The 26,630-nt window shown below is 36.8% G+C and carries 32 protein-coding genes; 8 read left to right on the forward strand and 24 right to left on the reverse strand.

What is annotated here, in order from left to right; translation table 11 throughout:
- The 3 genes from PVA17_RS08975 to PVA17_RS08985 all read left to right on the forward strand — a co-directional run.
- Positions 1 to 306 (forward strand): hypothetical protein (locus tag PVA17_RS08975; protein WP_274067493.1); only part of this gene is annotated, 306 nt, incomplete at its 5' end.
- Between the two features lie 225 nt (positions 307 to 531).
- Entirely contained in the window at positions 532 to 843 is a 312-nt protein-coding gene (locus PVA17_RS08980) for a hypothetical protein (RefSeq protein ID WP_274067494.1), read from the forward strand.
- A gap of 460 nt (positions 844 to 1,303) precedes the next feature.
- Positions 1,304 to 1,705: a hypothetical protein gene (locus tag PVA17_RS08985; protein WP_274067495.1), complete on the forward strand. Its 402-nt coding sequence runs from the start codon at positions 1,304 to 1,306 to the stop codon at positions 1,703 to 1,705.
- 499 nt (positions 1,706 to 2,204) lie between these two features.
- Here PVA17_RS08985 and PVA17_RS08990 read toward each other — a convergent pair whose 3' ends face one another.
- The 3 genes from PVA17_RS08990 to PVA17_RS09000 all read right to left on the reverse strand — a co-directional run bounded on the left by PVA17_RS08990 (position 2,205) and on the right by PVA17_RS09000 (position 3,725).
- Positions 2,205 to 2,807: a tyrosine-type recombinase/integrase gene (locus PVA17_RS08990; RefSeq protein WP_274067496.1), complete on the reverse strand. Its 603-nt coding sequence runs from the start codon at positions 2,805 to 2,807 to the stop codon at positions 2,205 to 2,207.
- 176 nt (positions 2,808 to 2,983) lie between these two features.
- Positions 2,984 to 3,160, reverse strand: coding sequence for a hypothetical protein (locus tag PVA17_RS08995; protein WP_274067497.1), 177 nt, complete (start codon positions 3,158 to 3,160; stop codon positions 2,984 to 2,986).
- Positions 3,161 to 3,353: 193 nt separating this feature from the next.
- Positions 3,354 to 3,725 (reverse strand): HesB/IscA family protein, encoded by a 372-nt coding sequence (locus PVA17_RS09000; protein ID WP_248717003.1) that lies wholly within the window; start codon positions 3,723 to 3,725, stop codon positions 3,354 to 3,356.
- A gap of 184 nt (positions 3,726 to 3,909) precedes the next feature.
- Between PVA17_RS09000 and PVA17_RS09005 the strand changes: the two genes are divergently transcribed.
- Positions 3,910 to 4,602, forward strand: coding sequence for a DUF2225 domain-containing protein (locus PVA17_RS09005; protein ID WP_132361756.1), 693 nt, complete (start codon positions 3,910 to 3,912; stop codon positions 4,600 to 4,602).
- A gap of 50 nt (positions 4,603 to 4,652) precedes the next feature.
- Here PVA17_RS09005 and PVA17_RS09010 read toward each other — a convergent pair whose 3' ends face one another.
- The gene (locus tag PVA17_RS09010) at positions 4,653 to 4,889 is read right to left on the reverse strand and encodes a NifU family protein (RefSeq protein ID WP_274067498.1); all 237 of its coding nucleotides are present in this window, start codon (positions 4,887 to 4,889) and stop codon (positions 4,653 to 4,655) included.
- Between the two features lie 83 nt (positions 4,890 to 4,972).
- Between PVA17_RS09010 and PVA17_RS09015 the strand changes: the two genes are divergently transcribed.
- On the forward strand, positions 4,973 to 5,308 hold the full coding sequence (locus PVA17_RS09015; RefSeq protein ID WP_132361758.1) for a YuzD family protein: 336 nt from the start codon (positions 4,973 to 4,975) through the stop codon (positions 5,306 to 5,308).
- 69 nt (positions 5,309 to 5,377) lie between these two features.
- Here the strand turns inward: PVA17_RS09015 and PVA17_RS09020 are convergent, their stop codons facing one another.
- Complete coding sequence (locus tag PVA17_RS09020) at positions 5,378 to 6,442, reverse strand: NAD(P)/FAD-dependent oxidoreductase (protein WP_132361760.1); 1,065 nt, start codon at positions 6,440 to 6,442, stop codon at positions 5,378 to 5,380.
- Positions 6,443 to 6,799: 357 nt separating this feature from the next.
- On the opposite strand from PVA17_RS09020, the gene PVA17_RS09025 reads away from it, so the two are divergent.
- The gene (locus PVA17_RS09025; protein WP_274067499.1) at positions 6,800 to 7,036 is read left to right on the forward strand and encodes a YuzB family protein; all 237 of its coding nucleotides are present in this window, start codon (positions 6,800 to 6,802) and stop codon (positions 7,034 to 7,036) included.
- Positions 7,037 to 7,162: 126 nt separating this feature from the next.
- Here PVA17_RS09025 and PVA17_RS09030 read toward each other — a convergent pair whose 3' ends face one another.
- Together PVA17_RS09030 and PVA17_RS09035 are read right to left on the reverse strand one after the other, a co-directional pair.
- Positions 7,163 to 7,924, reverse strand: a complete 762-nt coding sequence (locus PVA17_RS09030) for a TIGR01457 family HAD-type hydrolase (RefSeq protein ID WP_274067500.1) — start codon at positions 7,922 to 7,924, stop codon at positions 7,163 to 7,165.
- Complete coding sequence (locus PVA17_RS09035; RefSeq protein WP_132361766.1) at positions 7,921 to 8,373, reverse strand: DUF86 domain-containing protein; 453 nt, start codon at positions 8,371 to 8,373, stop codon at positions 7,921 to 7,923. The genes PVA17_RS09030 and PVA17_RS09035 overlap by 4 nt, the downstream gene beginning before the upstream one ends.
- An 88-nt stretch (positions 8,374 to 8,461) precedes the next feature.
- Here PVA17_RS09035 and PVA17_RS09040 point away from each other — a divergent pair, with 88 nt between their 5' ends.
- Entirely contained in the window at positions 8,462 to 8,728 is a 267-nt protein-coding gene (locus PVA17_RS09040; protein WP_049669114.1) for a DUF3055 domain-containing protein, read from the forward strand.
- A gap of 177 nt (positions 8,729 to 8,905) precedes the next feature.
- Here PVA17_RS09040 and PVA17_RS09045 read toward each other — a convergent pair whose 3' ends face one another.
- The 12 genes from PVA17_RS09045 to PVA17_RS09100 all read right to left on the reverse strand — a co-directional run bounded on the left by PVA17_RS09045 (position 8,906) and on the right by PVA17_RS09100 (position 18,923).
- Complete coding sequence (locus tag PVA17_RS09045; RefSeq protein WP_132362084.1) at positions 8,906 to 9,124, reverse strand: hypothetical protein; 219 nt, start codon at positions 9,122 to 9,124, stop codon at positions 8,906 to 8,908.
- Between the two features lie 40 nt (positions 9,125 to 9,164).
- Complete coding sequence (locus PVA17_RS09050) at positions 9,165 to 9,692, reverse strand: D-glycero-alpha-D-manno-heptose-1,7-bisphosphate 7-phosphatase (RefSeq protein ID WP_132361768.1); 528 nt, start codon at positions 9,690 to 9,692, stop codon at positions 9,165 to 9,167.
- 327 nt (positions 9,693 to 10,019) lie between these two features.
- On the reverse strand, positions 10,020 to 10,373 hold the full coding sequence (locus PVA17_RS09055; protein ID WP_132361770.1) for a YutD family protein: 354 nt from the start codon (positions 10,371 to 10,373) through the stop codon (positions 10,020 to 10,022).
- A gap of 32 nt (positions 10,374 to 10,405) precedes the next feature.
- On the reverse strand, positions 10,406 to 11,329 hold the full coding sequence (gene lipA / locus PVA17_RS09060; RefSeq protein ID WP_132361772.1) for a lipoyl synthase: 924 nt from the start codon (positions 11,327 to 11,329) through the stop codon (positions 10,406 to 10,408).
- 205 nt (positions 11,330 to 11,534) lie between these two features.
- Positions 11,535 to 12,323: a sporulation protein YunB gene (yunB, locus tag PVA17_RS09065; protein ID WP_274067501.1), complete on the reverse strand. Its 789-nt coding sequence runs from the start codon at positions 12,321 to 12,323 to the stop codon at positions 11,535 to 11,537.
- A 43-nt stretch (positions 12,324 to 12,366) separates the two neighbouring features.
- Positions 12,367 to 13,476 carry an HD-GYP domain-containing protein gene (locus tag PVA17_RS09070; protein WP_274067502.1) on the reverse strand — a complete coding sequence of 370 codons (1,110 nt, stop codon included), beginning with the start codon at positions 13,474 to 13,476 and terminating at the stop codon, positions 12,367 to 12,369.
- A gap of 41 nt (positions 13,477 to 13,517) precedes the next feature.
- Positions 13,518 to 14,882 (reverse strand): bifunctional metallophosphatase/5'-nucleotidase, encoded by a 1,365-nt coding sequence (locus PVA17_RS09075; RefSeq protein ID WP_274067503.1) that lies wholly within the window; start codon positions 14,880 to 14,882, stop codon positions 13,518 to 13,520.
- 82 nt (positions 14,883 to 14,964) lie between these two features.
- Positions 14,965 to 15,786, reverse strand: coding sequence for a sulfite exporter TauE/SafE family protein (locus PVA17_RS09080; protein WP_274067504.1), 822 nt, complete (start codon positions 15,784 to 15,786; stop codon positions 14,965 to 14,967).
- The gene (locus PVA17_RS09085; RefSeq protein WP_132361780.1) at positions 15,786 to 16,643 is read right to left on the reverse strand and encodes a DUF72 domain-containing protein; all 858 of its coding nucleotides are present in this window, start codon (positions 16,641 to 16,643) and stop codon (positions 15,786 to 15,788) included. Before PVA17_RS09085 ends, PVA17_RS09080 begins: the two co-directional genes overlap by 1 nt.
- Positions 16,644 to 16,998: 355 nt before the next feature.
- Positions 16,999 to 17,601 (reverse strand): nitroreductase family protein, encoded by a 603-nt coding sequence (locus PVA17_RS09090; protein WP_274067505.1) that lies wholly within the window; start codon positions 17,599 to 17,601, stop codon positions 16,999 to 17,001.
- An 84-nt stretch (positions 17,602 to 17,685) separates the two neighbouring features.
- Positions 17,686 to 18,285, reverse strand: a complete 600-nt coding sequence (locus PVA17_RS09095; RefSeq protein WP_274067506.1) for a DsbA family oxidoreductase — start codon at positions 18,283 to 18,285, stop codon at positions 17,686 to 17,688.
- A 200-nt stretch (positions 18,286 to 18,485) separates the two neighbouring features.
- Positions 18,486 to 18,923, reverse strand: coding sequence for an Rrf2 family transcriptional regulator (locus PVA17_RS09100; protein WP_132362088.1), 438 nt, complete (start codon positions 18,921 to 18,923; stop codon positions 18,486 to 18,488).
- A 503-nt stretch (positions 18,924 to 19,426) separates the two neighbouring features.
- Between PVA17_RS09100 and PVA17_RS09105 the strand changes: the two genes are divergently transcribed.
- A complete protein-coding gene (locus PVA17_RS09105; protein WP_274067507.1) occupies positions 19,427 to 20,293 on the forward strand; it encodes a ferritin-like domain-containing protein in 867 nt (288 codons plus the stop codon).
- 111 nt (positions 20,294 to 20,404) lie between these two features.
- On the opposite strand, the gene PVA17_RS09110 is transcribed toward PVA17_RS09105, so the two are convergent.
- The 5 genes from PVA17_RS09110 to sufD form a co-directional block, all read right to left on the reverse strand.
- Complete coding sequence (locus tag PVA17_RS09110; RefSeq protein WP_248717016.1) at positions 20,405 to 21,763, reverse strand: lytic polysaccharide monooxygenase; 1,359 nt, start codon at positions 21,761 to 21,763, stop codon at positions 20,405 to 20,407.
- A gap of 417 nt (positions 21,764 to 22,180) precedes the next feature.
- Positions 22,181 to 23,578 (reverse strand): Fe-S cluster assembly protein SufB, encoded by a 1,398-nt coding sequence (gene sufB, locus PVA17_RS09115; RefSeq protein ID WP_068985344.1) that lies wholly within the window; start codon positions 23,576 to 23,578, stop codon positions 22,181 to 22,183.
- A 97-nt stretch (positions 23,579 to 23,675) separates the two neighbouring features.
- Positions 23,676 to 24,104, reverse strand: coding sequence for a Fe-S cluster assembly sulfur transfer protein SufU (gene sufU, locus PVA17_RS09120; protein ID WP_274067508.1), 429 nt, complete (start codon positions 24,102 to 24,104; stop codon positions 23,676 to 23,678).
- On the reverse strand, positions 24,094 to 25,323 hold the full coding sequence (locus PVA17_RS09125; protein ID WP_132361791.1) for a cysteine desulfurase: 1,230 nt from the start codon (positions 25,321 to 25,323) through the stop codon (positions 24,094 to 24,096). Before PVA17_RS09125 ends, sufU begins: the two co-directional genes overlap by 11 nt.
- Positions 25,323 to 26,630 (reverse strand): Fe-S cluster assembly protein SufD, encoded by a 1,308-nt coding sequence (gene sufD / locus PVA17_RS09130; RefSeq protein ID WP_132361793.1) that lies wholly within the window; start codon positions 26,628 to 26,630, stop codon positions 25,323 to 25,325. The genes PVA17_RS09125 and sufD overlap by 1 nt, the downstream gene beginning before the upstream one ends.

Raw genomic sequence — 26,630 nt, forward strand, 5'->3', positions numbered from 1 at the left:
GATATTGATAATTTATTTTTAGCTAAATTTGTAATTGGTTATTTAATTTTTCTTGTTTTATTCCTTATTTATATAGTAACCGTATCTATAATAAATTTAAGAAAATTAGATAAGATAGATAAAAGAACACGGTTCTTAAAACTTATTGTTATTACCATTCTAATTAGTTGTTGTAACTTTATTTTGTACTATTTAAGAGAACCATCCAAAATAACTTTTTACAATATTGTACTTTCACCATTAGTTATATCACTCGTTTTAATTTTTTCGGATTTACCGTTCTTATCGAAAAATAAAAAATATTAGGATCTTTAAAATTGCGGGGCTTATAGATGAGTGATTCTCTGATTTACGAGTCCTTTTCTTATGCCCACACATAGCTGTATGACTTGCTGCACATTACCATTCAATACCAATGGATAATATTCCATGTTATAATTTTGAAGGAAATTATGATTAGTATAAAAGGATTTTAAAGACCCTTGGAATCCTACGCAAAAAGAGATAAAAAAATGGGCATATAGTGATGAAATGGAACCTGTGCAAGATTGGGAACTCGCTATCTATAAATTCGAAAATATACCAATGATTTGTACATTTGTTGAGGATGAGCAATGCGAACATACTTCTTATTTCCTTAATACTTTATATGTTTTCATTGGCGATATGGTTCGGGTAGGTAGAGATATTCAAAAGCTAACTCAATTACTAGATATGATTGAACATACAACCAAATCAAAAGAACTTAAATTGTGGATTGAACGTTCTCAACTTCTCATTGAATATCCGGAATACTATGATAACTTTTATTGGGGTCTTTGTTCAAAGTTTGTTTATGACTGATCACAATTTTAATATAGCCATAAAAGTTAGGATTTGCATCTAGGATCGATATTCATACCTGCCAATTTCTTTTGTTCTCTTCTCCAGCATACTGATTGCTTCTAATTTATTTTTGTAAGTTAATTCTTATCTTTTTTCCCCCTGTGGTACGGTCAATCATCTGTTGCATGTTTTCTACATATAGTGGGAGGTAATAATTTGATTATTTTTTCGTTTATTATCGTTTACTTCATGCCTATACTCGGGATTATTTTTTGTTTAAATCTTGTCAGCATTTTAACTAAAATTAAGAAGGATGAAAAGACAGCGAAGAATACATTTTGGCTTACACTTTCATTCGTTCTAATAATTTGGTCTATATCTATGGGAACTATTATGGAGTAAGACGAAATTGCCAACTCCATTTTGTTAGGAGATTTCTTCTTTTTCAAGAACATACGAAATAACAGGAGGAGTTACTATGTGGGAACACGAAAGTTATTCATTTAGTCGGTTATTTTTAAATCGCAATCTTGAATTCTTTTTTATTCAAGGAGTAAATAATTCGGATAATTTTGATGAATATTGGGATGGAAGAATTATAGAAGTAATAGGATACGTTGTGATTTACATTGATATCGAAACAAATGAACAAAAAAATTTCATATATTTAATTGAAAAGGATAATAAAAAATACGATAATGCAATTAAATATACAAAGAAATTTATCGCACAAATGACTTTATCTGACAAACTTTCCGATAGGGAAAACTTTAAAATTCTAAAAACGGAAATAAACGGCAAGTTGGTTTCGGAACCGTATAAAGATTTTATAAAAGTTATTGTGAAAAATGAAATTCCTGAGTTTGTTCTAGACTTGTAAAATAAAACCGAGTGGACAACGCTACGTCTGTCACACCCTTACGCAATTATCGTCCTGCGTATGCGGTTGTCGTGAAGCTTGTCCGCATGAGTGCGATTACCCTGCCGTAACAGCCGATAATCCTCCTCACCTTTTCAATTGGCAGATGCGCGCCTTCATCACAACCGTAAACAAGGAAACGGCTTGACCTGTGATATAGCCGAATTTACTGCGTTGGCTCGGCGTAACCTGACGTGTTTTTAATGACGCTTAAACGGCTTCTCGTCAGTGAGCGTTCCTAAAAAAGGCAATAGGAAACTAGACCTTTGCATTTTACGCTTTTTTCGAGTAAAATGAAGGCATATCATCGCTCATATTCAATTATGGGTGAAACACTTATGCTGGCGGGCATATTTGTGTTAAATCGGAATAAGAAAGGTCTAGCGTTGGAGCGCTAGGCTTTTTCTTTTTATTTGCGTATTTTTGTTCTCAATTTCCGCAAAGGTGAATACTCTAAGTGCTAAACCTGTATATCACCGTCAGTCATCTGCACATATCTGCGAGTCATCGTAATACTTGAATGACCTAAAATTCGCATTAGCGTATACGGATCACCGCCATTTAAAATGAAATTGCAGGCAAACGTATGTCTCCAGGTATGTGCGGTACTCCGAATTTCTTTACCTACTCCGGTAACATCTCCGTAATACTTCAAACGTTTATTCATCTGCGTATCTCTCACTTCTTCACCGTAACAAGACAAGAAAATACGTTTAGATTCCGGGAAATGCTGCTTATTCTCGTCTACCAACTCAAATAGAAGTTTTAATGTATCCTGCGATATTGGCACAACTCTATATCGACGATTTTTATTAAACTCCGCACCTAAATGAATGCAACGAGTCTTAACGTCGATTGATTCAGGTGTAATCGAAAGCAATTCATTCATTCGCATTCCCGTATCCAATAGACAGATTTGAAAGACATAATCGCGGAATCCTACGTAAGTACGTTGATCGCAAGCGTTTATTAGCGCTTCAATTTGTTCATCTGTAAACGATTCTATTTTGTCTATATCGTCTTTTTGGCATCTGATATTATCCATCGGACTTACGCGTACCATGTTCTCCGCCTTCCAAAAATTAAAGGCAACCTTTAACGCTCTAATCCGCATATTAATAGTTGCAGCCGATAAACCTTTGCCGTAGTCACCGCTCATGTATTTATGATTCTTAAAACGCGGCGCTTCTTCTGTTATATAGCGAATGTAATCACGGCACATTGTCGATGTAATATCGTTTACATACCGAACTTTATAATTAGCCTCGAATAATCATTCGGTAAAATAATGCCAGGTGTTCGAATAATCCTCTTGCGTCCTTCTTCGGATACCTTCGCCAATCTTAGCTGTAATGAAATAATTCCATGCGTCAGACAGACCGATTTTATGTAAGGTCGTAATCGATTCATTTTCACGCGTCTCTACTCTTGCTCTGCGTCGTTTAATTGAACGGTTTTCAGACATAAAAAAAGCGCTCCCTTCCGTATCGTTTTTCAATACGTAAGAAAGCGCAATTTAGCGTTAATATTCATATATCCGATAGAAACCAACTAACAACTAGTCGGTATAAATACGTAAGCATGACGTTCTACTGTCCGATCAATTCGATCAATCACAAATCTCAGGCGTACCTTCACGTTTCGCCGTTTTAAAAGACGTGCCACAGCCACATGATGCAATCGCATTTGGATTGTCTATTGTGAAGCCTCCGCCCATTAGCGATTGCTTATAGTCAATTTTTGTCCCCATTAAAATCGGCGCATCTTCACGGGAAACAAGAATTGTTAAACCATGTTGTATATCTTCAAAATCATCTTCTTTTTTCTCTTTATCGAAATGCATACCGTATGATAGGCCACTGCATCCGCCACCATTAACAACTACACGTAAAAACGAACCTTGCTCTTCATTGTGCTCCATCATTTCATTAATATGAAAGACAGCCGCTTCAGTAACTTCAATTACTTGCTTACTTGTCATCCCAATCACCTTCCTTCTTCTTATTATCATATCAATTTTGACTATTGTATGACAAACATTCAGCTTCAAAAGGGTTTTTAGTAAAAATTCTAATATTTTTCACATTTTTAGTATTTTTTATCCATTTCTATAAAATCTTCATTGGTATAATAGTTATAATAAGTCGATGAAAGAGGTATAAAATATGGAGATTTCACCTTATTACGAAAAAAAAATTCAATGTCTTAATTGCAACAAAGAATTTCCAACATTAAAAGTACGCTCTAAATTCATTAAAGTAGATCATACAGAAACAGATTTTCATCCTATTTATGCAGACGGTGTAAATGCCCTTTATTATAATGTATTTGTTTGTGAGCATTGTGGATTTTCATTTACAGAAGACTTTTCAAAATATTTTTCTCCTGGCACGCAAGATGAAATTCGCGCGCAAATTACTGAAAAATGGGTACACCATGATTTTAAGGGCGAACGCACTGTATTCCAAGCAATACAAGCATATAAATTAGCATTCCTTTGCGGTACGATTAAAAAAGAAAAATTTGTTGCTATAGCTGGGCTTACATTACGTCTTGCATGGCTTTATCGTTCACTAAAAAACGAAGGCCAAGAGCAGCGTTTTATGACAATGGCCCGAGATTACTATATGGATTCGTATTCAACTGAGGATTACAGCTCAACGCAAATGTCAGATATACGCATTATGTATATGATTGCCGAACTATCACGACGTATAGGTGATTTAGAAAATGCTACACGCTTCTTTTCAAAGGTCATTGAAAAGCAAAGTATTGGCGGAGAAGCGAAGATCGTGGATATGGCTAAGGAACAATGGGCAATTATTCGAGAAGAAAAAGAACATGCTCGCCAACTTTAAGAAAAAAAGTTCTAGCCTGAATACATCAGCTAGAACTTTTTTTAGTCGTTTTAGAATACTTGCTCTACTTCAATAATACCTGGTACTTCTTCTAATAATGCGCGCTCGATACCAGCTTTAAGTGTAATTGTTGAACTTGGGCAACTACCACATGCACCTAATAAACGTAATTTTACAATGCCTTCTTCTACATCTACTAATTCACAGTCTCCACCGTCACGTAGTAAGAATGGGCGTAATTTATCTAATACCTCTTGAACTTGATCGTTAATTGTTGCTTCAGCCATTTGTCTCGACTCCTTTCCTTATAATGATTATAATGTTAGCAACAGAAAAAATCCAATATTGAATCACGAGGAGTGGAAATGAAATGAGTCAAACGAAACCAATGATTGAAATTTACGGAACAGCGGTAATCTGCGCAAGTTGTGTCAATGCCCCGTCTTCAAAGGATACATATGAGTGGCTACAAGCAGCCATAGATCGAAAATATCCAAACCAAGGATATGATATTCGCTATATCGATATCGAAGGACCAATTGAGAATGAGCGCGATCAAGATTATGCTACACGTATTCAAGAAGATGAATTTTTTTATCCACTTGTCCTGATAAATAATGAAGTAGTGGGCGAAGGCTATGTGCAATTAAAGCCTGTATTTACTGCACTTGAAAACTTAGGTTTCGTTCCTGGCGAAACCGTTTAAAAGAAATAAAAGGAATTGTTTCAAATATAAATTTGAAACAATTCCTTTTTATAAGGATTAATAACCTAATTAATCATTTTGACGTTTGTAGTACCATAATAATCCTGATTTCATTAAGCGTGCGATACGTCCTGTTACTGTTGTATCTGCTAAGTACACAAAGCCTTGTTTTTTACCAAGAGCTCCCATGAATCCTTTTAATTTAATGTCAGGCATTTTCTCAGGTAGGTTTTCGCCTTTCCAACGCATGCGAAGTACTTTGACGATTTGTTCTGCTTGCTCCTCCGCTAACTGCGCAGTTGGAGGTAATTCTGAAGCAGCACAGTCACCTACAACATATACATGCTCATCATCAAGAAGATTGAAATATTGTGTGACAACCGGACGTCCTTGTTTATCTTTCTCAACTTCTAAATCACGAACAATTTTGACCGGCTGTACACCAGCAGTCCATACTACAGTATCGAGTTCAATTTCTTCATCGTGATTGTAAATTTTACCTTGTTCGATTTTTGTAATATTTGAATTGGCAATAACTTCAACATCATGCTTTACGAACCAGTCTTTCACATATTTACTTAGCTTTTCTGGGAAGTCCTTTAGAATACGTGGACCACGGTCGAATAGCTTTATTTTTAAATCTGAACGGCTTTCACGTAGCTCACTTGCAAGCTCAATACCACTTAAGCCCGCTCCTACAATTCCGACTGAAGAGCCTGCTGGTAAACCACAAAGTGCTTGGAATGTTGAACGTGATTTCGCCATTGTCTGAATGCTATATGTGTACTCCTCTGCACCTGGTACACCATGATATTTATCCTCACAGCCAAGACCAATGACTAAATCATCATATTCAATACGTTGTCCATCTTCTAAAATGACTACTTTTTCCGCACGATTAATTTCAACAACTTCTCCGTATACAGCCGTTAAACGTTCATGCTCCGGGAAGCATACACGAATTTCTTTATCTGTTGCAGTCCCTGCTGCTAATGCGTAAAATTCTGTTTTTAAACTATGGAAAGGGGCTCTGTCTACTATTACAACTTCTTTATCTAATGGAAGGTTTGGTAAAAGTCGAAGCATAACACGCATATTGCCGTAGCCGCCACCTAAAAGTACTAATTTTCCCATAATAGTCTCCTTTTATATCTCTTGTATTAATTGTTCACAAAGTATCCACAAAAGAGTATAACTGATTGTGAGAAGTTTCACAATATCAGAATGCAATTTTGTGAAAGATTTCACAAAACACATGCTAACTTGCTTTTTTCGAACAGTTTTTGGATCATTTGGGATCTGATAAATTGTCGCTATTGTTTGAATTTTCCTTGAATATCGTTTTCTTCTCTTCACTTTTGTAAAGGGAATTTACATCATTTGGCGTGCGCACAACTTTATCATTTAGTATCTGCTTTTCTATCAAGATCCACTCAAATCATTGACGAATGTTTTAAAAGCGAGTAGCATTACTTTGGTGAGGTGACATGTATGAATCCAATGGTTGAATTTTGTATAAGTAATTTGGCAAATGGCTCTCAAAAAACTTATGAAATATTAGAGCGTGATCCGAACATCGACGTTTTGGAATATGGCTGCCTTAGTTACTGTACAAAATGTTCAGAATCATTTTATGCAATCGTCAATGGTGAACTAGTTGAGGCTGATTCTCCTGAAGGGTTGACGAAGGCCATTTATCAATTTATCGAAGAAAATCCATTATGGTAATGAAGGCGTAATCCCTCATTCATCTAATGATGAAACACTTACTCTAAATTTGAACATATAAAAAGGATGTTATGCCAAAAAAATCGACATAAGCATCCTTTTTTTATGTTTGAACTATTCATTCAATTATGCCTCGGCAATTAAAGCTTCTACCACATAGGTAGGTTGCAGTTCCTTTACAAGTACAACCTTTGTTGGTGTAACACCCGTATTGACATGGATTGTGTCACAGCCAAAGCGAATTCCACACATAATATCTGTGTCGTAATTATCGCCAATCATCACCATTTCATCTTTCTTAAAGTCATGCTCTGTTGCAATGACTTCAAGCATTGCCGGTGATGGTTTACCGATATAGATTGGCTCAACGTCTGCAACCTCGCCTACTAATCGGGCAAACGACCCATTACCTGGCAAAAATCCATGTTCTGTCGGGAATTTAATATCTTGATTCGTTGCTATAAACGTCGCACCATTTTGTACAGCAATTGTAGCCTTCGCAAGTGCCATATAATCTAGATTTCGATCAATTCCCATAACAAATACCTCTGGCTCATCCTTAGTTGGTTCAATGCCTTCATTAAATAATGCTTTACGAATACCATCAGAACCTAGCATGGCTACTTTTTTGCCAGGGAAATTCAAGGCTACATATTTTGCAGTAACTAATGCACTAGAGTAAATATGTTCTAACGGTGCATGCACACCTATAGCGCTTAAAGCTTCCTGCAGTTGCTCTCTTGTCTTAGAAGAATTGTTTGTTACGTAAAATGGCTCGATTCCTGTTTGTTGTAACCGATGAATAAAAGTAATCGCAGAAGGGATGCCGTCCTTTCCACGGTACACTGTACCATCTAAATCGAAACAATATGCCTTGTAGGTTTTCATTGATGATCCTCTGGTAAAAATGCGGAAACAGGGCCGAGTTCATTTGTTAAATAACTATTCACAGCTGGTGAGAATTGCTTTAATGCTGGTAAAGTCGTTGTTAACACATTAACAACTTCCTGAACATCTACATTTGTGAATTCACGAACAAGCATTTTACGTAAGCCAACTACTGCTTTTAACGGCGCTTCCATGTCAGTAGATACGACTTTTTCATCGATTAAAATATCAATTATATCCTCATAGCTTCCTGGATCACGCATAATGAAACCGTCAATCATTAAATTTCCTACATCCATCATTGACTCCATCACATTGTGACCAATTCGCTCGATTGCTAATTTCTTCATATCATTTTCTAGCCAGCTATCTTCTGACTCTAAAATTGCTAATAGTCCATCTAAGTACTGTAAGTTTTTTGTGATTTTATTACGATCTACAAAATACACAAGGAAAGCCCCCATTCGAATCTTTAAAAGTTGATAGTCATTTCTCTTCTATAGTACCATATCTATAGGACTGGAAGGAGATTAAAAGATGGAACGTTTTTTTTTATATGATGATGTAGAAGATACAAAAACACGCTTTGTTAGTTTTGCCGGGGATAAGTTACGTTATGATTTAGCCATTTTGCAATCGGGGCGTTTCTTTGGAAAAGTGCTTGTCATGGATATTCAATTTGGACGCTTTGCTATAATTGGTCCAGATGATGTAGAAGAGCCTGGCTATCTTGAACACGTATACAATCGCACAGAGGAAGATACAGTCGAGCTACGAGAATACTTACGTGAATTATTAAATTAACACCCTCCAAAGTGGGTGTTTTTTTTGTGCCTGCAAAATAGAAATTAAGAATTTAATACAAAAAAACTCCGCTTTTCTGGGAAAATAGAGTTCTAATTTGCCCACTATGCAACAGAAGGTTGGCGGAATTTTTTTGTAAATATCTTAAGTATCAATTATCCTCGTCGGATCGTGCTCCTACTTTTCATTATTTAATTTAGCAGGATTATCCTTATTGCGAGGCTTGTCTTTGTTCTCATTGTCATTTTGTTTTTTTGCTTGTTGATTTTGCCCAATTACGCCTAAATCATCAACACTAATATCAAAGCCAAATCCGTATTCTTCACGATCTAACGATTTTTTATTTTCTTTAGTCAACTTAATCACCTCCAATAAATAAATTATCCTTATTTCCATCATTTATACGCTTTGTCTTGCCACTTCAACAATACTAGCGTTATGCTGTTGCATCCTTAATAATCCAATCAGCAGCACTAATTAAATCTGGAAAAACCGCATCTGCCAGTGGATCTTTCGCCCCTAAAAAAACTCCCTTAGTTCCTGCTCGTTTGCCTGCTATAATATCTGTATCTGTATCTCCCACCATGTAGGATTTTGCTAAGTCAATATTATATTTTTCACCAAGATCTACGATTAATTTACTACTGGGTTTACGGCAGGCACAGCCCGACTTTGGTTTATGGGGGCAATAGACAACTTCGTGAATCATGGCCCCTTCCTTCTTCAATTCCTTTACCATATGCTCGTGTATTTTTTGTAGCTGCGTTTCTTTCATAAAACCCAATCCAACGCCACCTTGATTGGTTACTACAAATATATAGTCGAAGTAATTATTCAATTTTTTTATAGCTTTCGAAACATGCGGCAGGAAATAGAGATCCTTAGGTTTATTGACAAATTTAACACGATCCGTTAAAACTTCATTGATGACCCCATCACGATCCAAAAATACAGCTTTTTTCATCTAAACAACACACCTTTACTAAAAATAAGTAGGTTACTATAAAAGCCAAAATACAGGCTCATTTCCATAGCGTGAGATTGATTTCCGTTCCGGCTGGGCGCTTTGTGCTACCACTTCGTTTTCGCGCAGCTTCCTGGGGGCGTCCGATGAGCGCCGCCAATCCCCAAAGAATCGCCCAGCCTCCACTCCATCAATCTGCATATGTTTTATCAAGTGTTATCCCAACTTGGATGAAAAACATTAAATTCACTTTTATTATTACCATTTTTTTAAAACCTATCACTGCAAAGTAAAAACCTGATGCAATTAGCATCAGGTTTTAAATGTTTATTCTGCTATTTGTTCATTCTCAGCAAGCTTTGACACTTGACTATCTTCACTTACTACAACTACCGGCTGCTGAGTGGATTTACCGGTTTTGCGCAAGACGAAATATGCACAGCCAAAATTACAATACTCAAATAAGTAATCTTGTAATGTACTAATCTTTGTATCGAAAGTGGCTTTTTGATTTTTATCATCAAAAAAGCCTTTTAAGCGTAATTGACTATAGCCCCAGTCGCCCACAATATAATCATATCTGGCTAAAATATCTGAGTATCGTTCCTTGAATACTTCCTCTTGAAAAGCTTCTTTGTAATCTTCAATAATTTCGTATTCATATCCTTCAATATTGATCAAAGTGGCACCGCCTTCTATTTCAGCATTTGTTCTTACTGTTCTGCTTGTAGCTGACGTTCTTTTGTCGCTTCGTTAACTTGTTCATCAGCATGATAGCTACTACGTACAAGTGGGCCTGCCTCACAATGCTTAAACCCTTTTTCCATTGCGATTTTACGCAGTTTACCAAACTCTATTGGAGAATAATACTTTTTAACAGGCAAATGCTTTTTCGTTGGCTGTAAGTATTGACCTATTGTCATAATATCTACATCGTTTGCTCGTAAATCGTCCATAACTTCTAAAATTTCTTCATGTGTTTCACCTAAGCCTATCATTAATGATGACTTCGTAGGGATGTCTGGCTGCATTTCTTTTGCCAAGCGAAGAAACTCTAATGAACGCTCATACTTTGCACGTGCACGTACTCTTGGCGTTAAGCGGCGTACTGTTTCAATATTATGATTTAAAATATCCGGCTTCGCATCCATTAACATTTGAAGGTTCTCTTGTAAACCACCTAAATCGGATGGTAAAACTTCAATCGATGTAAACGGACTTTTACGACGAATTGCACGGACTGTTTCAGCTAATACTTGCGCACCGCCATCCTTTAAGTCATCACGCGCTACCATTGTAATAACAACGTGCTTCAAGTTCATAATAGCTACTGAATCTGCTACTCGTTCTGGCTCAGCTAGGTCTAATTCATTTGGTAAGCCTGTTTTAACAGCACAGAAACGGCAAGCACGCGTACAAACCGATCCAAGGATCATCATTGTTGCTGTACGTCGTTCACCCCAGCATTCATGAATATTAGGACAGCGTGCCTCCTCACATACTGTATGCAGATTTTTTTCACGCATGAGCTTCTTTAGCCCTTTATATTCATCATTTGTGTTTAATTTAATTTTTAACCAATCTGGTTTTCTTAAATATTCTTCTTTTTCTTTGCTTGTAGGTTTACAAGATGTCATACGGATATCGCCCCTATCAAATATATGCAGTTTTTATATTACTATCTTCACTGTCAATGTAACATATTAAATGAACTCCAACAACTATAACAATTCAATTATACCTCGGCAAAATTGCGTCCAGAATTGGGATTTGTGCTTAGGATTGCGTGATGCAGGTCAGTGGATAAGCTTTCAGAACATCGCTGAAAGAAGTTAAACATTTTTACTTTTTAGGAGAGATAGGTACTTGAATTGACGGTACCTCTTTACCACCATTTGTATAAACACTTGGAACATCCCCTCTTACTAAGCCCATTGCCACTGGAATATCCTGAGTAACTGTAGTAGTTTTACTAGCAAAAGGGACAATAATTTGCACATTTACTTCTATATGAATCCCTACCGACATATAGGCACTATTTATACCAAATTCCTCTATTGAAGAAGTAACTTCACTATGCACATTGCCAATTACATGAAAGCGTATTGGAATTTTAGGTCCTAAATTCCCGATTAAAGGGATATTAGCCGCCTGACTCAACGGCATATAAAAAACTACCCCATTCCCTTCATTAATCTTGTTATAATCATATTCAACATTATCAAGATTTGGCAAATGCGACAACTCACCTTGCTCTGCCTGCTCTAAATACAATTTTACTTGATTGACCGTTTCTGTTCGAACTCGATTAATCGTTTCCGTATTAACTTTCAAATCAGCATGGTTCCCAGGGGATACTTCTACAAGAATATCATTAACATCCATAACACTTGATGTACGAGAATCAATCGCTTTACTCACAACGGAAGATGCAATTTTAGCCGTTTGTATTTCAGCATAATCTAAGTAGGTTGGCATAAGCTTCTCATTTAAATAATAAATAAATAAAAAAACACCGATAATCATAAATACGACTACTAGGGTTAATCGATTCAATCGACTTCCCTTTTTTCTATAAGTGCCATGATTACTATATGATCGTAATTTCATTCTTTTTCGAGGGAAAAACAAAAAATCTCCTCCTGTTCCTTAACGTATGAACAGGAGGAGATTTTTATTCGATTTTCACTGGTACAACATAATCTACTTCAACGCTTTCTATTATTACGGTTGGATAGTCCATTAAATTAATTTCATATGTAGCTGCTAACAATTGATTTTGTTCCTCAAAAATACGCATCCAAGGTAATGCGGCATTCAATGCATTTTGTCTCGATACAATACCTCGGCGCCCATCCGATAATTTTAAAATAACACCATTTGGATAATGGACAACAGACCTTTTCAATGCTTTGACAATACGTGCATCGTATATTGTTCCAGCGCCTGCTTCTAAAATGGCTAGACCCTGAGAAGGTAGCATTTTTTCTCGATATACACGACTTGTAGTCACCGCATCAAAGACGTCTGCCACACCAATAATTTTGGCAAATGGATGGATTTCAAAATCCACCAAGCCCCTTGGATAACCACTCCCATCAATCCGTTCATGATGTTGGAAAGCACAATGTGCAACAATCAATGATATGGAATGTAAATTACGTAACAAGTCAAAACCATATCGAGTATGCTGCTTCATCATTTCAAACTCTTCACACGTTAGGCGCTCAGGCTTTGTGAGGATCTCCTTTGGTACCATAAGCTTCCCAATGTCATGTAGCAAAGCGCCTATCCCAATTAAACGTAAATCCTCTACTGAGTATCCAAGCTCTTTTGCAATCGCTATCGAATATAGTGTGACTTGAAAGGAATGTTGATATAAATATTCATCAAACAAATACGCATCTGTTAGTATTGTTAAAATTTCATCATTCCCCTTTATTGCCAACAGTAACTCGTCTACAATTGAGACAATTGCTTTTGATTGTTGGTCAAGCACATAAGAGGCATTTACTGGGTTTAAACCATTGATTGATTGGAAAGAATCTTTAATGGTTGAAATTGCTTTATTTCGAATAACAGTTGGCACTGTTTCCTGTACCTCAATACCCTTTGAAATTTTATCGTCAATATATAAATAATGCGTATTTAATTGTTGAAGCCTTTGTATGATACGTTCATTAATGACAACATCTTTCTTTAAAAGAGGATGCCCTGCCTCATTCCAAATGGTTCTTGCTAATACCATTCCTTCTTTTAATACATCGATTGAAATTAATCGCATGACCTTTTCCCCAATCCATTCTTAAAGCGTTTTATCTACTATTACCGAAAGAATCTTTGACCATAATCTATCATAATGTTTCGTAAAAATTCTGGTAGAATATATTTTTTCTTAGCATATTTAAAGCTTGGATAAAAATAACCGAACGTAAACAAATCAAGTGTTACTAATTTATAAATTCGATCATTATCCGCAAGCTTCCCATTGATCAGTAATTGGCGATCTTCATTCATCGAAAAGCCATAAGTTAACATCTTTCCAAAAATAACGCCTCTAAACCCTAATCCTTTTAGCTCAATATATGGCCATTCTTCATTTTTAGATTGCTGAAAAATTTCTTTCATTTCAGCAACTGATAATTCAATCGTACATAAATTTATAGGATGTGGGAAAATTCTATGCAAATCTAGTGCTGTCACTGTTCCCTTAGGTAAACCATCTAAAAAAATCCCCGCGTTAAATAACGCACAATCTGCTCCACTTTTCTCTAAAATTGCACGCGCAAACAAATCGGATAATTGCGAATAATGGAACCATTCCTTGTTGTACGATTTTCCCGTAGTGAATACGGGAATATCAAGTAATCGTTTGCCTTCCTTTTCAAAATATTGAACGATTTCATGTTCATTTTTAATCGCAGGCAAATCATTATTATGAATTAATGTATCCTTTTTTTCAACAATCTTCCTAGATTTTGTATCATATTCTAACATAAGATGGCCGGTATATTGTCCAAATTTCCCTCCACCTGTTAATAAAACGCCATTAATTAGCTTGCCATTAGGGAGAACATGATGTGTATGTGAGCCGAATATAACATCTATTTCTGGGCATTCCTCAGCTAAAAGCTCATCCTCTGTTATCCCTAAATGTGACAAACAAACAATTATATCTACTTCTTCGCGAAGCTGAAGTGCTAAGCGAATGAGTGAACTTCGTGCCTCATCTATCTCCCATTCTAATTCGTTATAATAAATTTCAAACATAGCCGTTGCTGCAATGACTGCAATCTTTGTGCCATAAGCAGTTGTTAATACAACATACGGCTTCATCCACGCAGGATTTGGTACTTGAGAGGCATTCACATTAGCAACTACTACGTCAAAAGTTGCTTCATCATACAAATGGTATAGCTCATCATGGGACAATGTTATACCTTCGTTATTACCAATTGTCACTACGTCGTAGCCCGCTTCATTCAATAATCTCACATTGCCCTTACCGACTGTTGCTTCCGTATAAATATTTGAACGATCTAAATGATCGCCAACATCAAATAAATAACTTGTTTCTCCCATGGTTGTTAGCTTCGTACGCATTTCTTCCACATAGGTTTTCATTCGTGGCCAATACTTAAAATGACTGTGCAAATCATTCGTATGAAATATATGAATTTTTTCCAGCAATTAAGCCACCTCTTCTTTAAATTAGCTTCTATGTCTGTAGAAGACTTTCTAGCAAAATCATCTTCACTTTCCGAACCTAATATTACAATAACCCTTCGATAATAGAACGAATTCCTAATAATAATAAAATAACTCGAAGTGCTACTACAAGCGTATCTGATTTAATTCTTTTATTGAATGTGGCCCCTAGCTTTGCTCCAATATAAGCTCCTGGAATAACAGGAATCGTATAGAGCCATGGAACGTGTCCTAAATAAATATGACTCGCTGAATTAACGATCGACGTTAAAAACACCATGAACATCGATGTTGCCACTGCAACGTGCGGTGGGAATAAAAATAAAATAATCATGGCAGGTACGATCATCGAGCCTCCACCGATGCCGAATAATCCAGAGGCAAAGCCTATGCCAAATGTTAATGCAATGGCAAACCAAATGGGATACCCATAGATAAAGGTATTTCCTTCTTTATCTTTGAACTCCTGTTGCATGCCGTTTTTTACAAACCATTCTACAGGTTTCAAACGATCACGTACAAGTAATATCGTCGCTAAAATGATTAGTAAAATACCAAAATACAAATTAAATGATGGTACATCTAGCCCCTTATTTACCCATGCACCCAGCATTGTTCCAGGTATACTTCCTATAAAGAATATCCAACCACTCTTATAATCCACTGTTTTAGATTTCATATAGCTTAATGTAGAGGCAAGTCCAGTAAAAATCATCATGACAACAGATAAACCAACTACTTTTTGAGGAGTGATATCTGGTATCATCCCTAAATTTAACCCAATGTATAAAGTTGCTGGAACTAAGATAATCCCTCCACCAAGCCCAACCAACGAGCCAATTATCCCAGATAATAATGCTATAATAACTAAAACAAAAAATTCCATTATAGTTCCCCTTCAAACATGTTTAATTGTTTAGGCGCTAACCCTATGTCTTTAATCGCTAGAATACCTTGTAATTCCTTTGCATTTTTCGCTGCATGAAGCCCTGAATTATTATTAAATAATACATATAGATCCTGTACTTCTGATTGGAGATGTTTCAAATGCTGTCCAAGCTGCTGCAATTCTTCACTATTGTAATCATATAAAAAGCGAACCTTCCGCCAGTTCTCGGCATTACCAGTATTACGCCAGCCATGAATGTTACGTCCATGAATACGTACAAGTGCCTTCGTTGCAGTAACCGCAGGATAAAATGGTACAGAGCCCACGCCGGCCTGTGGTTCATCACAAATTGTATGAATGAATTGATGCTCTCGTAAAAAATCCATTGTTTGCTGCACTACATTGTCCGCATACCATGTTCGATTGCGAAACTCAATAGCTACGTCAAAGTCTTTGAGCTGCTGCCTAATATACAATAAATATTGTACATTCTTTGTCTGACAATCAAACCACGGCGGGAATTGTGCTAGTACAATCGCTAGCTTCCCATGACGTTTAAACTCATTGGCACATTCTATAAAGGCATTAAACATGTCATTCTTTGATTCAAACGGTATGTCGCCACGTAAATGACCAGTCATTCCTTGATAGGCCTTCACAACAAAACGAAAATTTTCGGGTGTATCCTCACACCACTTTCGAACATTCTCTTTAGAAGGTATTGCATAAAAAGAAGTATCTACTTCTACCGTTAAAAAGTGACCTGTATAATCGAATAATTTGTCCTTTGAGGCAGTCACTTCACTATAAAGCGAAGGATGATCACCCCAACCAGTTAATCCAACTATAATCATGTGACCCCTCCTCTATGTATATTTATCATAGCATATACTTTCTAATGAAATGCATATGGATATTTTCATATAAAATATAGGGTTCGCCAAACGTGGGTTGTTCTGAGGGTGTCCGATGAACCGCTTCTAGGGGCGCGAAAGTGAAGCCTGATCCCCAAGGAGTCGCCCATCCTTCGCTCCCAACAACCTAAGCATATGGTATACATTTTGGCACAAGATTCGATTCCATATTAGGATTGCCTAATAGCTGTAGCTGAAAATAAATGTTTTAACTATGTAGGATACAATTTCCCGAAAAATTAAAAACCCGGTTAAGTGCATCACGTCCACTTAACCGGGTTTTTTATTGATTGAATTAATAAAATTTCACTACATCTTCAAAAGGTAAAGAAGTTTTTTCTCCGGGTTGCTCATTTGGCTCACCGAATGGCATTTGAGCTACAAGGCTCCATTCTGCAGGAATATTCCAAGTTTCTTTAACTTCCTCGTCAATAATTGGGTTGTAGTGCTGAATAGACGCGCCAATTCCTTCACTAGTTAAAGACATCCATGTTGCGTATTGTAGCATTGCATTTCCTTGATGAGACCAGAAAGGGAATTGCTCTTTATAAGAAGGAGCATTTTCTTGCATTTGTTCGATTGTTGCTTGATTTTCAAAGAATAAAATTGTTCCTACTCCATCTTTAAAGCCATGTAAACGCTCTTCTGTTGCAGCAAAATTTTCTGCTGGAACACGCGCACGTAATGTTTCCTTAACAATATCCCAAAACTTTTCATGCTCATTATCCATTAAAACTACTAATCGTCCGCTTTGCATATTAAATGAAGATGGTGCATGTACACTAATTTTTAATAGCTCTTCTATTTTTTCTTTTGTAATCGCTGCGTTTTTTTTCACTTTACGGATTGAACGACGATTAATAATTGCTTCTTTTAAATTAGTTGTTGTTACTGACATTTGTAGTTCCTCCAAATTTTAATCAAATTTATATATAGATTTTTCCATGCAGCCTTCATTTGCTACTGTTTAAATCTAAATTTCCTATTTTTTTAATTGCTGTTCGATGACTTGCGCTATTCTTTCTTTACTAGCTAACCCTTGGATTATTTCATCACCAATAATTAGTGTAGGAACAGCCGTAATACTTGCTTCTCCATATGCATGCCTTAGAGCCTCTTGATGTACTTCACGATATTTACCTGAAAGCAAAGATTCTTTGAATTCTTCTTTTGGCAAACCTACCTCATTAGCTAATTGAGTTAACACGTCTACATCCTCAATATTTTGTTCCTCTTGGAAAAACGCTGTGAAAACTCTATGATGAAATTCATTTCCCTTTTGATATACCTTAACGAATTGATAGCCTTCAAAAGCTAAATTTGTATAAGGATGTGGAGATACACGCGGTAATCGCATATCAATCCCTAGCTTTTTAGCTGTAGGGAGAATATAGGAGTCCCACGAACCTAATTTAGCAGGCTCTTTCCAAGGATCAATTTTAGGATACGGTTTAGGTCTTAATTCAAACGGCATCCATTCTATTTCAATACCCTTTTCTTTTGCAATTTCATCTAATGGCCCTTTCCCTAAAAAGCAGAAAGGACAAATAAAATCCGAAAATGCTTTTATTTTAAGGGGCATCCAATTAATAACCTCCCTTTCTCTTTTTGTTGTAACCACAATAGTTACAACTAAGTCAAATAAATAATGCATTCAGATCCATTATACTTCGGCATAATTGCGTCCGAAATCGGCTTTGTGCCCTGCAGATGTCTTTTGTACAAAAGCGCAGTGCTAACCAACACCGCTGCAGTTCAGTTAGCCGTTATCTAAGGAATGCATTATTTTGATTGTTGAATTTCATGGACTAAAGATGTAATCACTTGTTCCATAGTAATATTAGCCAATACTCGTTCCATTGCTTCTTGTGCTTGCACTAAAATTAGCTCTAACACAGACTGTATATTTGCACCAATAGGACAATCAGGATTTGGATTTTCATGTAGATGAAATAACTGATCTTCTTCTACAACTTCTACTGATCGAAAAATATCCAATAAAGTGATAGCATCCAGATCTTTAACTAAAGAAGCTCCACCTGTTCCCCTACGTACTTGCACTATACCTGCCTTTTTAAGATAGGATACTATTTTCCTAATCACTACAGGATTTGTATTTACGCTTTCCGCCATAAATTCTGATGTACAAATAGTCGATGGATTTTGTTTGATGATTGATAAAATATGAACAGCAATTGTAAAACGACTGCTAATTTTAATCTTCATCACCTCCAGCTGTAACCATTATAGTTACAACAAGAAAATAAGTCAACTATTTTTATAAAGAAATCAGACATGTTGATAAACTATATTTTACTGTATTTTTCAAACCTATATAAAATGCCAGGCAACTATGTATAACAACCTGGCTAGCCAAAAATGAAATAGCTTTGCACAATTACCTATACACAAAGCATAAGATAAGTTGATGGATCAATTATGCCCCGGCATAACCTTACGTCCGGAATCGGCTTTATGCTTAGGCTTGCAATTATTTTTTGGGCGAAGGCGTAGCTACAACGATACCGATGCAGTTCATTTACTGTAATCGCATAGATGCGATGATTTTAGACTAGTATCCTTTATTAACTCCATTCCGATTCCGTGACATCCACCGAAGGCTTTAGCTTCTTTTTAACGGATGTCTTTTGTACCGAAAACTAAGACAGGTACAGGTGTTTGGACACCCGCTGAAAGAAGAGTTAAACAAAAGGAGGACAACGATGTATCCAAATCAATACTATTATCATTATGCTCCACAGCATAATGGTACTTATCCTATGCTAAACGATGCTCAACTTGTAAATGATATTCAGAAGGCAATTAATGCTGAATATAGTGCCATTGCTTGTTATGAGAAATTAGCTAAGATGGCTCCTACTGAGGATGAAAAGAATAGAATACTTGAGATTAGAAAGGATGAACTACGCCATCTCGAAGAATTTAGCAAACTTTACACGAATTTAACAGGAAGAAAGCCTTCTTATCAAATAATTGAGGAATGTCCGGACAACTATAGGGCTGGAATCGAATTTGCTTTTAAAGATGAACAAGAAGCTGTTGATTCTTATTTAGATATAGCAGATAAAGCAAATGATCCGATGATTAAAGAAAGATTTCGTCGTGCAGCAGCGGACGAGCAAAATCACGCTGTATGGTTTTTGTTTTTTTTTTCAAAAAGCCCCGAGATAAATAGGGAACCTCAAAATGTCAGTGATCAAGATACATTACTGCCTTCTACATTGACGTCTCATCAACTGTTAGGTGAAAACTTAGCTCAATCTATTTTTAATCATTTTCTAGGAAACTTTAACTTTTTTAATAATACATTTGGGCATATAAATACTTTATTGCCATTTTTCGAACGTAATTGGCTACCGTTTTCTAATGACGAATCGCAGGTATTCGTAACAAACTTAGAAAACAATAAAATAGCCTATGTCGCTAGGAGTCAGAAGGAAAAAGACAATGTATCTATGTACGAAACCTTTATTGCCTATAATATTCCTAATACAGGTTTTCCAACTGTTTTCCCACAACTTTATAACGACTCTTTAAACCATCAAAATAACATTAGGTTCTTACCTTGAAGATCAAAAGAAGGAGACGATTTTCAAAGTTCGTCTCCTTCAATCTAAACGCTATGCAGGCTTTTTACCTTTGTAGCCAAAAAATATTATTACATAATTTCTTTAAGAACTTTATTTACTTTCTTTCCATAAAGACAATGCGAATATCCAATTCGGATCTCCATATCCTTGATAACTTTGCACAGCTTCATAGATTTTACCTTGATGCTCTACTTTATCACCTTTTGTGTACGCCTTATATGGACTCCATTGCTCATAAGACGACCCTTGCTCTTTTGTAGTTACAGTGAAAATGGAACTTTTATTAGATTCATTTCCTGCTGCATCAACGGCAGTAACCGCATACGTATATGCTGTATTGGATTGTAGATTCATATCCATAAAGGAAGTAGTTTTCGATGTTCCAACTACAGTCAGTTGCCCTACTTGTGTACCTCGATATATAACATAGTGGTCAACTGCTACATTATCCTCTGATGCCCCCCACATTAAGTCTACACTTGAGGATGTTACTCCCATCGCATGAAGTGAAGTTGGTTGCGTTGGTGCTTCTGTGTCCGGAACTGCATTCATTGTCTCTACAGCTATAGACTCACTTTCTTTCGAAATATTTCCAGCAGCATCCACCGCCTTTATTGTATATGTATATTTTGTATTCGCTGTTAAATTTTTATCTGTGAATGTTGTGCCCGGTAAAGTTCCAATTGCTTTACCATCACGGAATACTTGATATTCTTTTACCCCCACATTGTCTGTAGAAGGATTCCATTTTAGCTCAACACTGTTAGAAGTCACTTTCATCGCTTGCAAGCCATTCGGTTGAGTTGGAGCTTCTTTATCCACATCCACATTATTCATCAAATTAACATCGATTACATTATAGAAAGCATTTGTAGTATCAGCTACATCCCAAACAGCTAGAATCACGTGGTAGCCACTACGGTCAGTTGGCACGTTAATTGTATGAGTTAAATTATTTGATGCAGCAGTACCATTATGTTCAACAGTTCCAATTGGTTCAAGATCAGCACGGGTTAAAGGTTTATTAGGATCCCATCCCTTTTTCGTAATATAATAGTGCCATTTGCTTGTTAAATGCGGTGCAGTGTACTTCCATGTAAAGGTATTTGGTCCACCTGTAATCGTGTTCTTAAACCAGCGATTTACGGATTGTTGATCGAGGATGCCACCAAACAGACCTCCTGCAGATGCAATTTTACCATCAATTGGTCCACCTTGTGGAAATCCTTTTGGTGCCTCTAAGCTCTGTGGCTCATACATAACGTTTCCACAGCTTAAGTTAAGACCACCATAATTTTGGTTACATAAAGCGGCACGGCTAGCTGGCTTTTCAACAAACCCATGTGCATATGCATTTGGCGCCATTGCCATCCCCATAATTCCAGCCGCTAATATGGCAGCACTTATACCCTTTTTACTTTTACTTAATTTTGCGAATTTAGTATTCATAAAAGTAGTCTCCTTTTCTTTGAAAATGTATTTCTACTCGTATGATAGCTATGGATTTAAAATTAAGCAAACTATGTATAAATGTGATAAAAGTCGCATTATACTGTTATGTTTTTTTGCAAAAGATGTATATTAATAGCTCTAAATATAGTAATTTTCTTATAATAATGTGCCTTTTCATTAAAAAAAGCTATAGATTTTACAAGAGTGTTCATAAAATATTCAAATTAAAATTTGTCAATTTATGATGTTTTCCACAAGTTTTTATTCACGTAAAAAAGGGTTGGTAAGCTATGTGAACAACATTCGCATAAAAAAAATCGAGTGCACTGCACTCGATTTCTATAAAAGAAATTTGTAGACAATAAGGGGTTTTGCTTTAGCGTAAAACCCTTATTTCCCTCGTTTATCGGCGTATTATCCGATAGAACCTTCCATCTCAAACTTGATAAGACGGTTCATTTCTACTGCGTATTCCATTGGTAACTCTTTTGTGAATGGCTCGATGAAGCCCATTACGATCATTTCTGTCGCTTCTTCTTCAGAAATACCACGAGACATTAAGTAGAATAATTGTTCCTCTGATACTTTTGAAACTTTCGCTTCATGCTCTAAAGAAACATTATCATTTAAGATTTCGTTGTATGGAATTGTATCTGAAGTAGATTGGTTGTCCATGATTAACGTATCACATTCGATGTTAGCACGTGCACCACTTGCTTTAGGGCCGAAACGAACTTGACCCATATATGTTACCTTACCACCTTGTTTAGCAATCGATTTAGAAACGATTGTTGAAGATGTATTTGGTGCCATATGAATCATTTTTGCACCTGCATGTTGGTGTTGACCTTTACCTGCTAGAGCGATTGATAATGTCATGCCACGAGCGCCTTCACCTTTAAGGATACAAGCGGGATACTTCATTGTTAACTTAGAACCGATGTTACCATCGATCCATTCCATTGTACCGTTTTCTTCAACAACTGTACGTTTTGTTACAAGGTTGTAAACGTTATTTGCCCAGTTTTGAATCGTTGTATAACGGCAGTACGCATCTTTACGTACAACAATTTCTACTACAGCTGAGTGTAAAGAGTTTGTCGTGTAAACAGGAGCTGTACAACCTTCAACATAGTGTACGTGAGCACCTTCATCTACAATAATTAACGTACGTTCGAATTGACCCATGTTTTCAGAGTTAATACGGAAGTAAGCTTGTAATGGCGTTTCCACTTTTACACCTGGTGGTACATAGATGAATGATCCACCTGACCAAACAGCTGAGTTTAATGCAGCAAATTTGTTATCAGTGTAAGGAATCACTTTGCCCCAGTATTGTTTGAAAATATCTTCATTTTCACGTAATGCTGAGTCAGTATCTTTGAACACAATACCAAGGTCTTCAAGATCTTGTTTCATGTTGTGATAAACAACTTCAGATTCGTACTGAGCAGATACACCTGCTAGGTATTTTTGCTCTGCTTCCGGTATACCTAATTTATCAAAAGTAGCTTTAATTTCATCAGGTACTTCATCCCAAGATTTTTGTGTAGCTTCTGATGGTTTTACGTAATACGTAATTTCATCAAAATCTAAATCTCCTAGGTCGCCACCCCATTGCGGCATTGGTTTTGTATAAAACGTTTCAAGTGCTTTTAAGCGGTATTCAAGCATCCACTCTGGCTCTTGTTTCATAGTTGAAATTTCACGGACGATTTCTTCAGTTAAACCACGTTTTGAACGGAAAATTGATACGTCCTTGTCATGGAATCCGTATTTGTAATCGCCAATATCAGGCATTTTTTTAGCCATCGTTTCTCCTCCGTTCATGCATTGTTATCTTGTTTCAAGCTCAGTTATCTCGCTTTGAGTGAAAGCACTTATAGTAACTTTCACTCAAATTTAGATATTATTGTTTCACACCTTTTTCCATCGCTTTCCAAGCTAATGTCGCACATTTAATACGTGCTGGAAATTGAGAAACACCTTGCAGTGCCTCAACATCCTCAAGGTCATATTTTTCGCTATAGTCTTCGCCCATCATCATTTTAGAAAAAATTTCAGCAATCTCTAATGCTTCCTCTACTTTTTTCCCTTTAATAAGCTGCGTCATCATGGAAGCTGAAGACATCGAAATGGAACAGCCCTCACCGTCAAACTTCGCATCTTCTACAATACCGTCAGTCACTTTTAGCGTTAAGTGAATACGGTCTCCACAAGTCGGATTATTCATATCGATCGTAACAGCATCTTCTTCAATAGATCCTTTATTACGAGGATTTTTATAGTGATCCATAATGACTGAACGATATAGTTGATCTAAATTATTAAAAGACATCGCCAAAATACTCCTTCGCGGAACGTAACCCTGCAACTAGGCGGTCAATATCTTCCTCCGTGTTATACAGATAAAAGCTTGCACGCGCTGTCGCTACTTGTTGAAGACATTTCATTAGTGGCTGAGCGCAATGATGTCCTGCACGAACAGCAATACCATTCATATCAAGAACTGTTGCCACATCATGTGGATGTACATCGTCTAGGTTAAACGTTACAAGTCCACAACGCTTCATTGGATCACGTGGGCCGAAAATTTTAAGTCCGTCAATTGTTTCAAGCTGATTCATCGCGTAGCCTGCAAGCTTATGCTCATGCTCCGCAATGTTATCTAACCCAATTTCAGTTAAGAAATCAATTGCGGCTCCTAAACCTACTGCACCTGCAATAATAGGAGTTCCACCTTCAAACTTCCACGGTAATTCCTTCCACGTTGAATCGTAAAGTCCAACAAAGTCAATCATTTCGCCACCAAATTCAATTGGCTCCATCTTTTCAAGGTGTTCCTTTTTACCATATAGTACACCTATTCCAGTTGGTCCGCACATTTTATGACCTGAGAACCCTAAGAAATCTACATCTAAATCCTGTACATCGATTTTCATATGTGGTGCTGCTTGTGCACCATCCGCTACCATTACAGCACCATTAGCATGTGCAATTTGAGCGATTTCTTTAATCGGGTTAATCGTTCCAAGGACGTTTGATGCCATTGACACCGACACAATTTTTGTTTTAGGTGTAATTGTCGCACGTACCTTTTCTAGGTTAAGTGTGCCATCCGCTTCAAGCTCAATATATTTCAGCGTTGCATTTTTTTCCTTTGCTAGTTGTTGCCAAGGAATAATATTAGAGTGGTGCTCCATGTGCGTAATAACAATTTCATCACCTTCAGCAACATTAGCACGACCATAACTTGATGCAACTGTATTTAAAGCAGTTGTAGTACCGCGAGTAAAAATAATTTCTTGTGTTGATGTCGCATTAATAAAATTACGAACCTTTTCACGCGCACCCTCATACTTGTCAGTGGCACGGTTTCCTAATGTATGCACACCACGGTGAACATTAGAATTATCGAATTCATAATAATGCTTCATTGCTTCAATTACTTGAATAGGCTTTTGAGAAGTTGCTGCGCTATCAAGGTAAACAAGCTTATGACCGTTTACTTCCTGATCTAAAATTGGGAAATAGCTTTTAATGTCTTTATTCATCATTAGCGAACTTTCCTTTCAATAACCTCCGTCAGTTGCTTTTGAACGCCTTCAATAGGTAATTGCGTAACAACTGGCGCAAGGAATCCATGGATAACAAGGCGCTCTGCTTCTGCTTTCGAGATACCACGGCTCATTAAGTAGTAAAGTTGTAGTGGATCTACTCGACCAACAGATGCTGCGTGTCCTGCTGTTACATCGTCTTCATCGATCAATAGAATTGGGTTTGCATCCCCACGAGCTTTTTCAGAAAGCATTAACACACGTGATTCTTGCTGCGCATCCGCTTTTGTCGCACCGTGTTCGATGTAACCAATACCATTAAAGATCGATTGTGCTGCATCTTTCATTACACCATGCTTTAAGATATGACCATTTGAGTTCTTACCCCAGTGACGAACTTCAGTAGTAAAGTTAAGTTTTTGTTCACCGCGACCAACAACTACTGTTTTTGTATCAGCATGGGAACCGTCACCGATTAGATGTGTAATGTTTTCAGAAATAGTATCTGAGTCATTCATTAAGCCAAGAGCCCAATCTACTTTCGCATCACGAGCTAGTCGTGCACGACGATTTACATAAGTAGTATAACCTTTCGCAAGTACATCAACCGCACCGTAAGTTACTTGTGCATTGTCTTGAACTACTACTTCTGCAATAATGTTTGCTTGACCTTTTGCTTCTTCAACTGTTGAAATATATGTTTCAACATAAGTTACAGCTGAATTTGCTTCAGCAACAACTAATACGTGGTTATATAATGAGGCTTCTGCGTTATCATTTAAGAATACTACTTGAAGCGGCTGTTCGATAATGACATTTTTAGGTACGTATACGAACACACCACCGTTAACAAGTGCCGCATGAAGTGCCGTTAATTTATGCTCATCAACTTTTACAGCTTCTGTCATAAAGTACTTTTTAACAAGGTCGCCATGTTCACGAACCGCTGTTAAAATATCTGTAAAAATAACACCTTTATCAGCTAATTCTTGTGATGTTTTAATGAAAGCTGGTGTGTTATTGCGTTGAACATAAAGATTTTCTTGTGCCTCAAAATCAATTAAACCTTTTGCTTCTTCTGGTAATGCATCAAGTGAAGCAAATCCTTCACTGTCAACTGTGTGAGTTGGGAAATTTACGAAATCCCATTTTGTAATATTTGTTCTGTCTGGTTTTGGCAAATCTAAACCAGTTACTTTGTCTAGTGCTGCCGCGCGAAGTTCTGTAAACCAAGCCGGTTCTCCATTTGCTTCTGAGAACGAGCGCACGTCCTGTACTGTTACAGGCAAGTTAAGTTCCACTGTCAT

The sequence above is a fragment of the Lysinibacillus sp. CNPSo 3705 genome (genome assembly GCF_028674935.1).
Classification (GTDB): Bacteria; Bacillota; Bacilli; order Bacillales_A; family Planococcaceae; genus Lysinibacillus.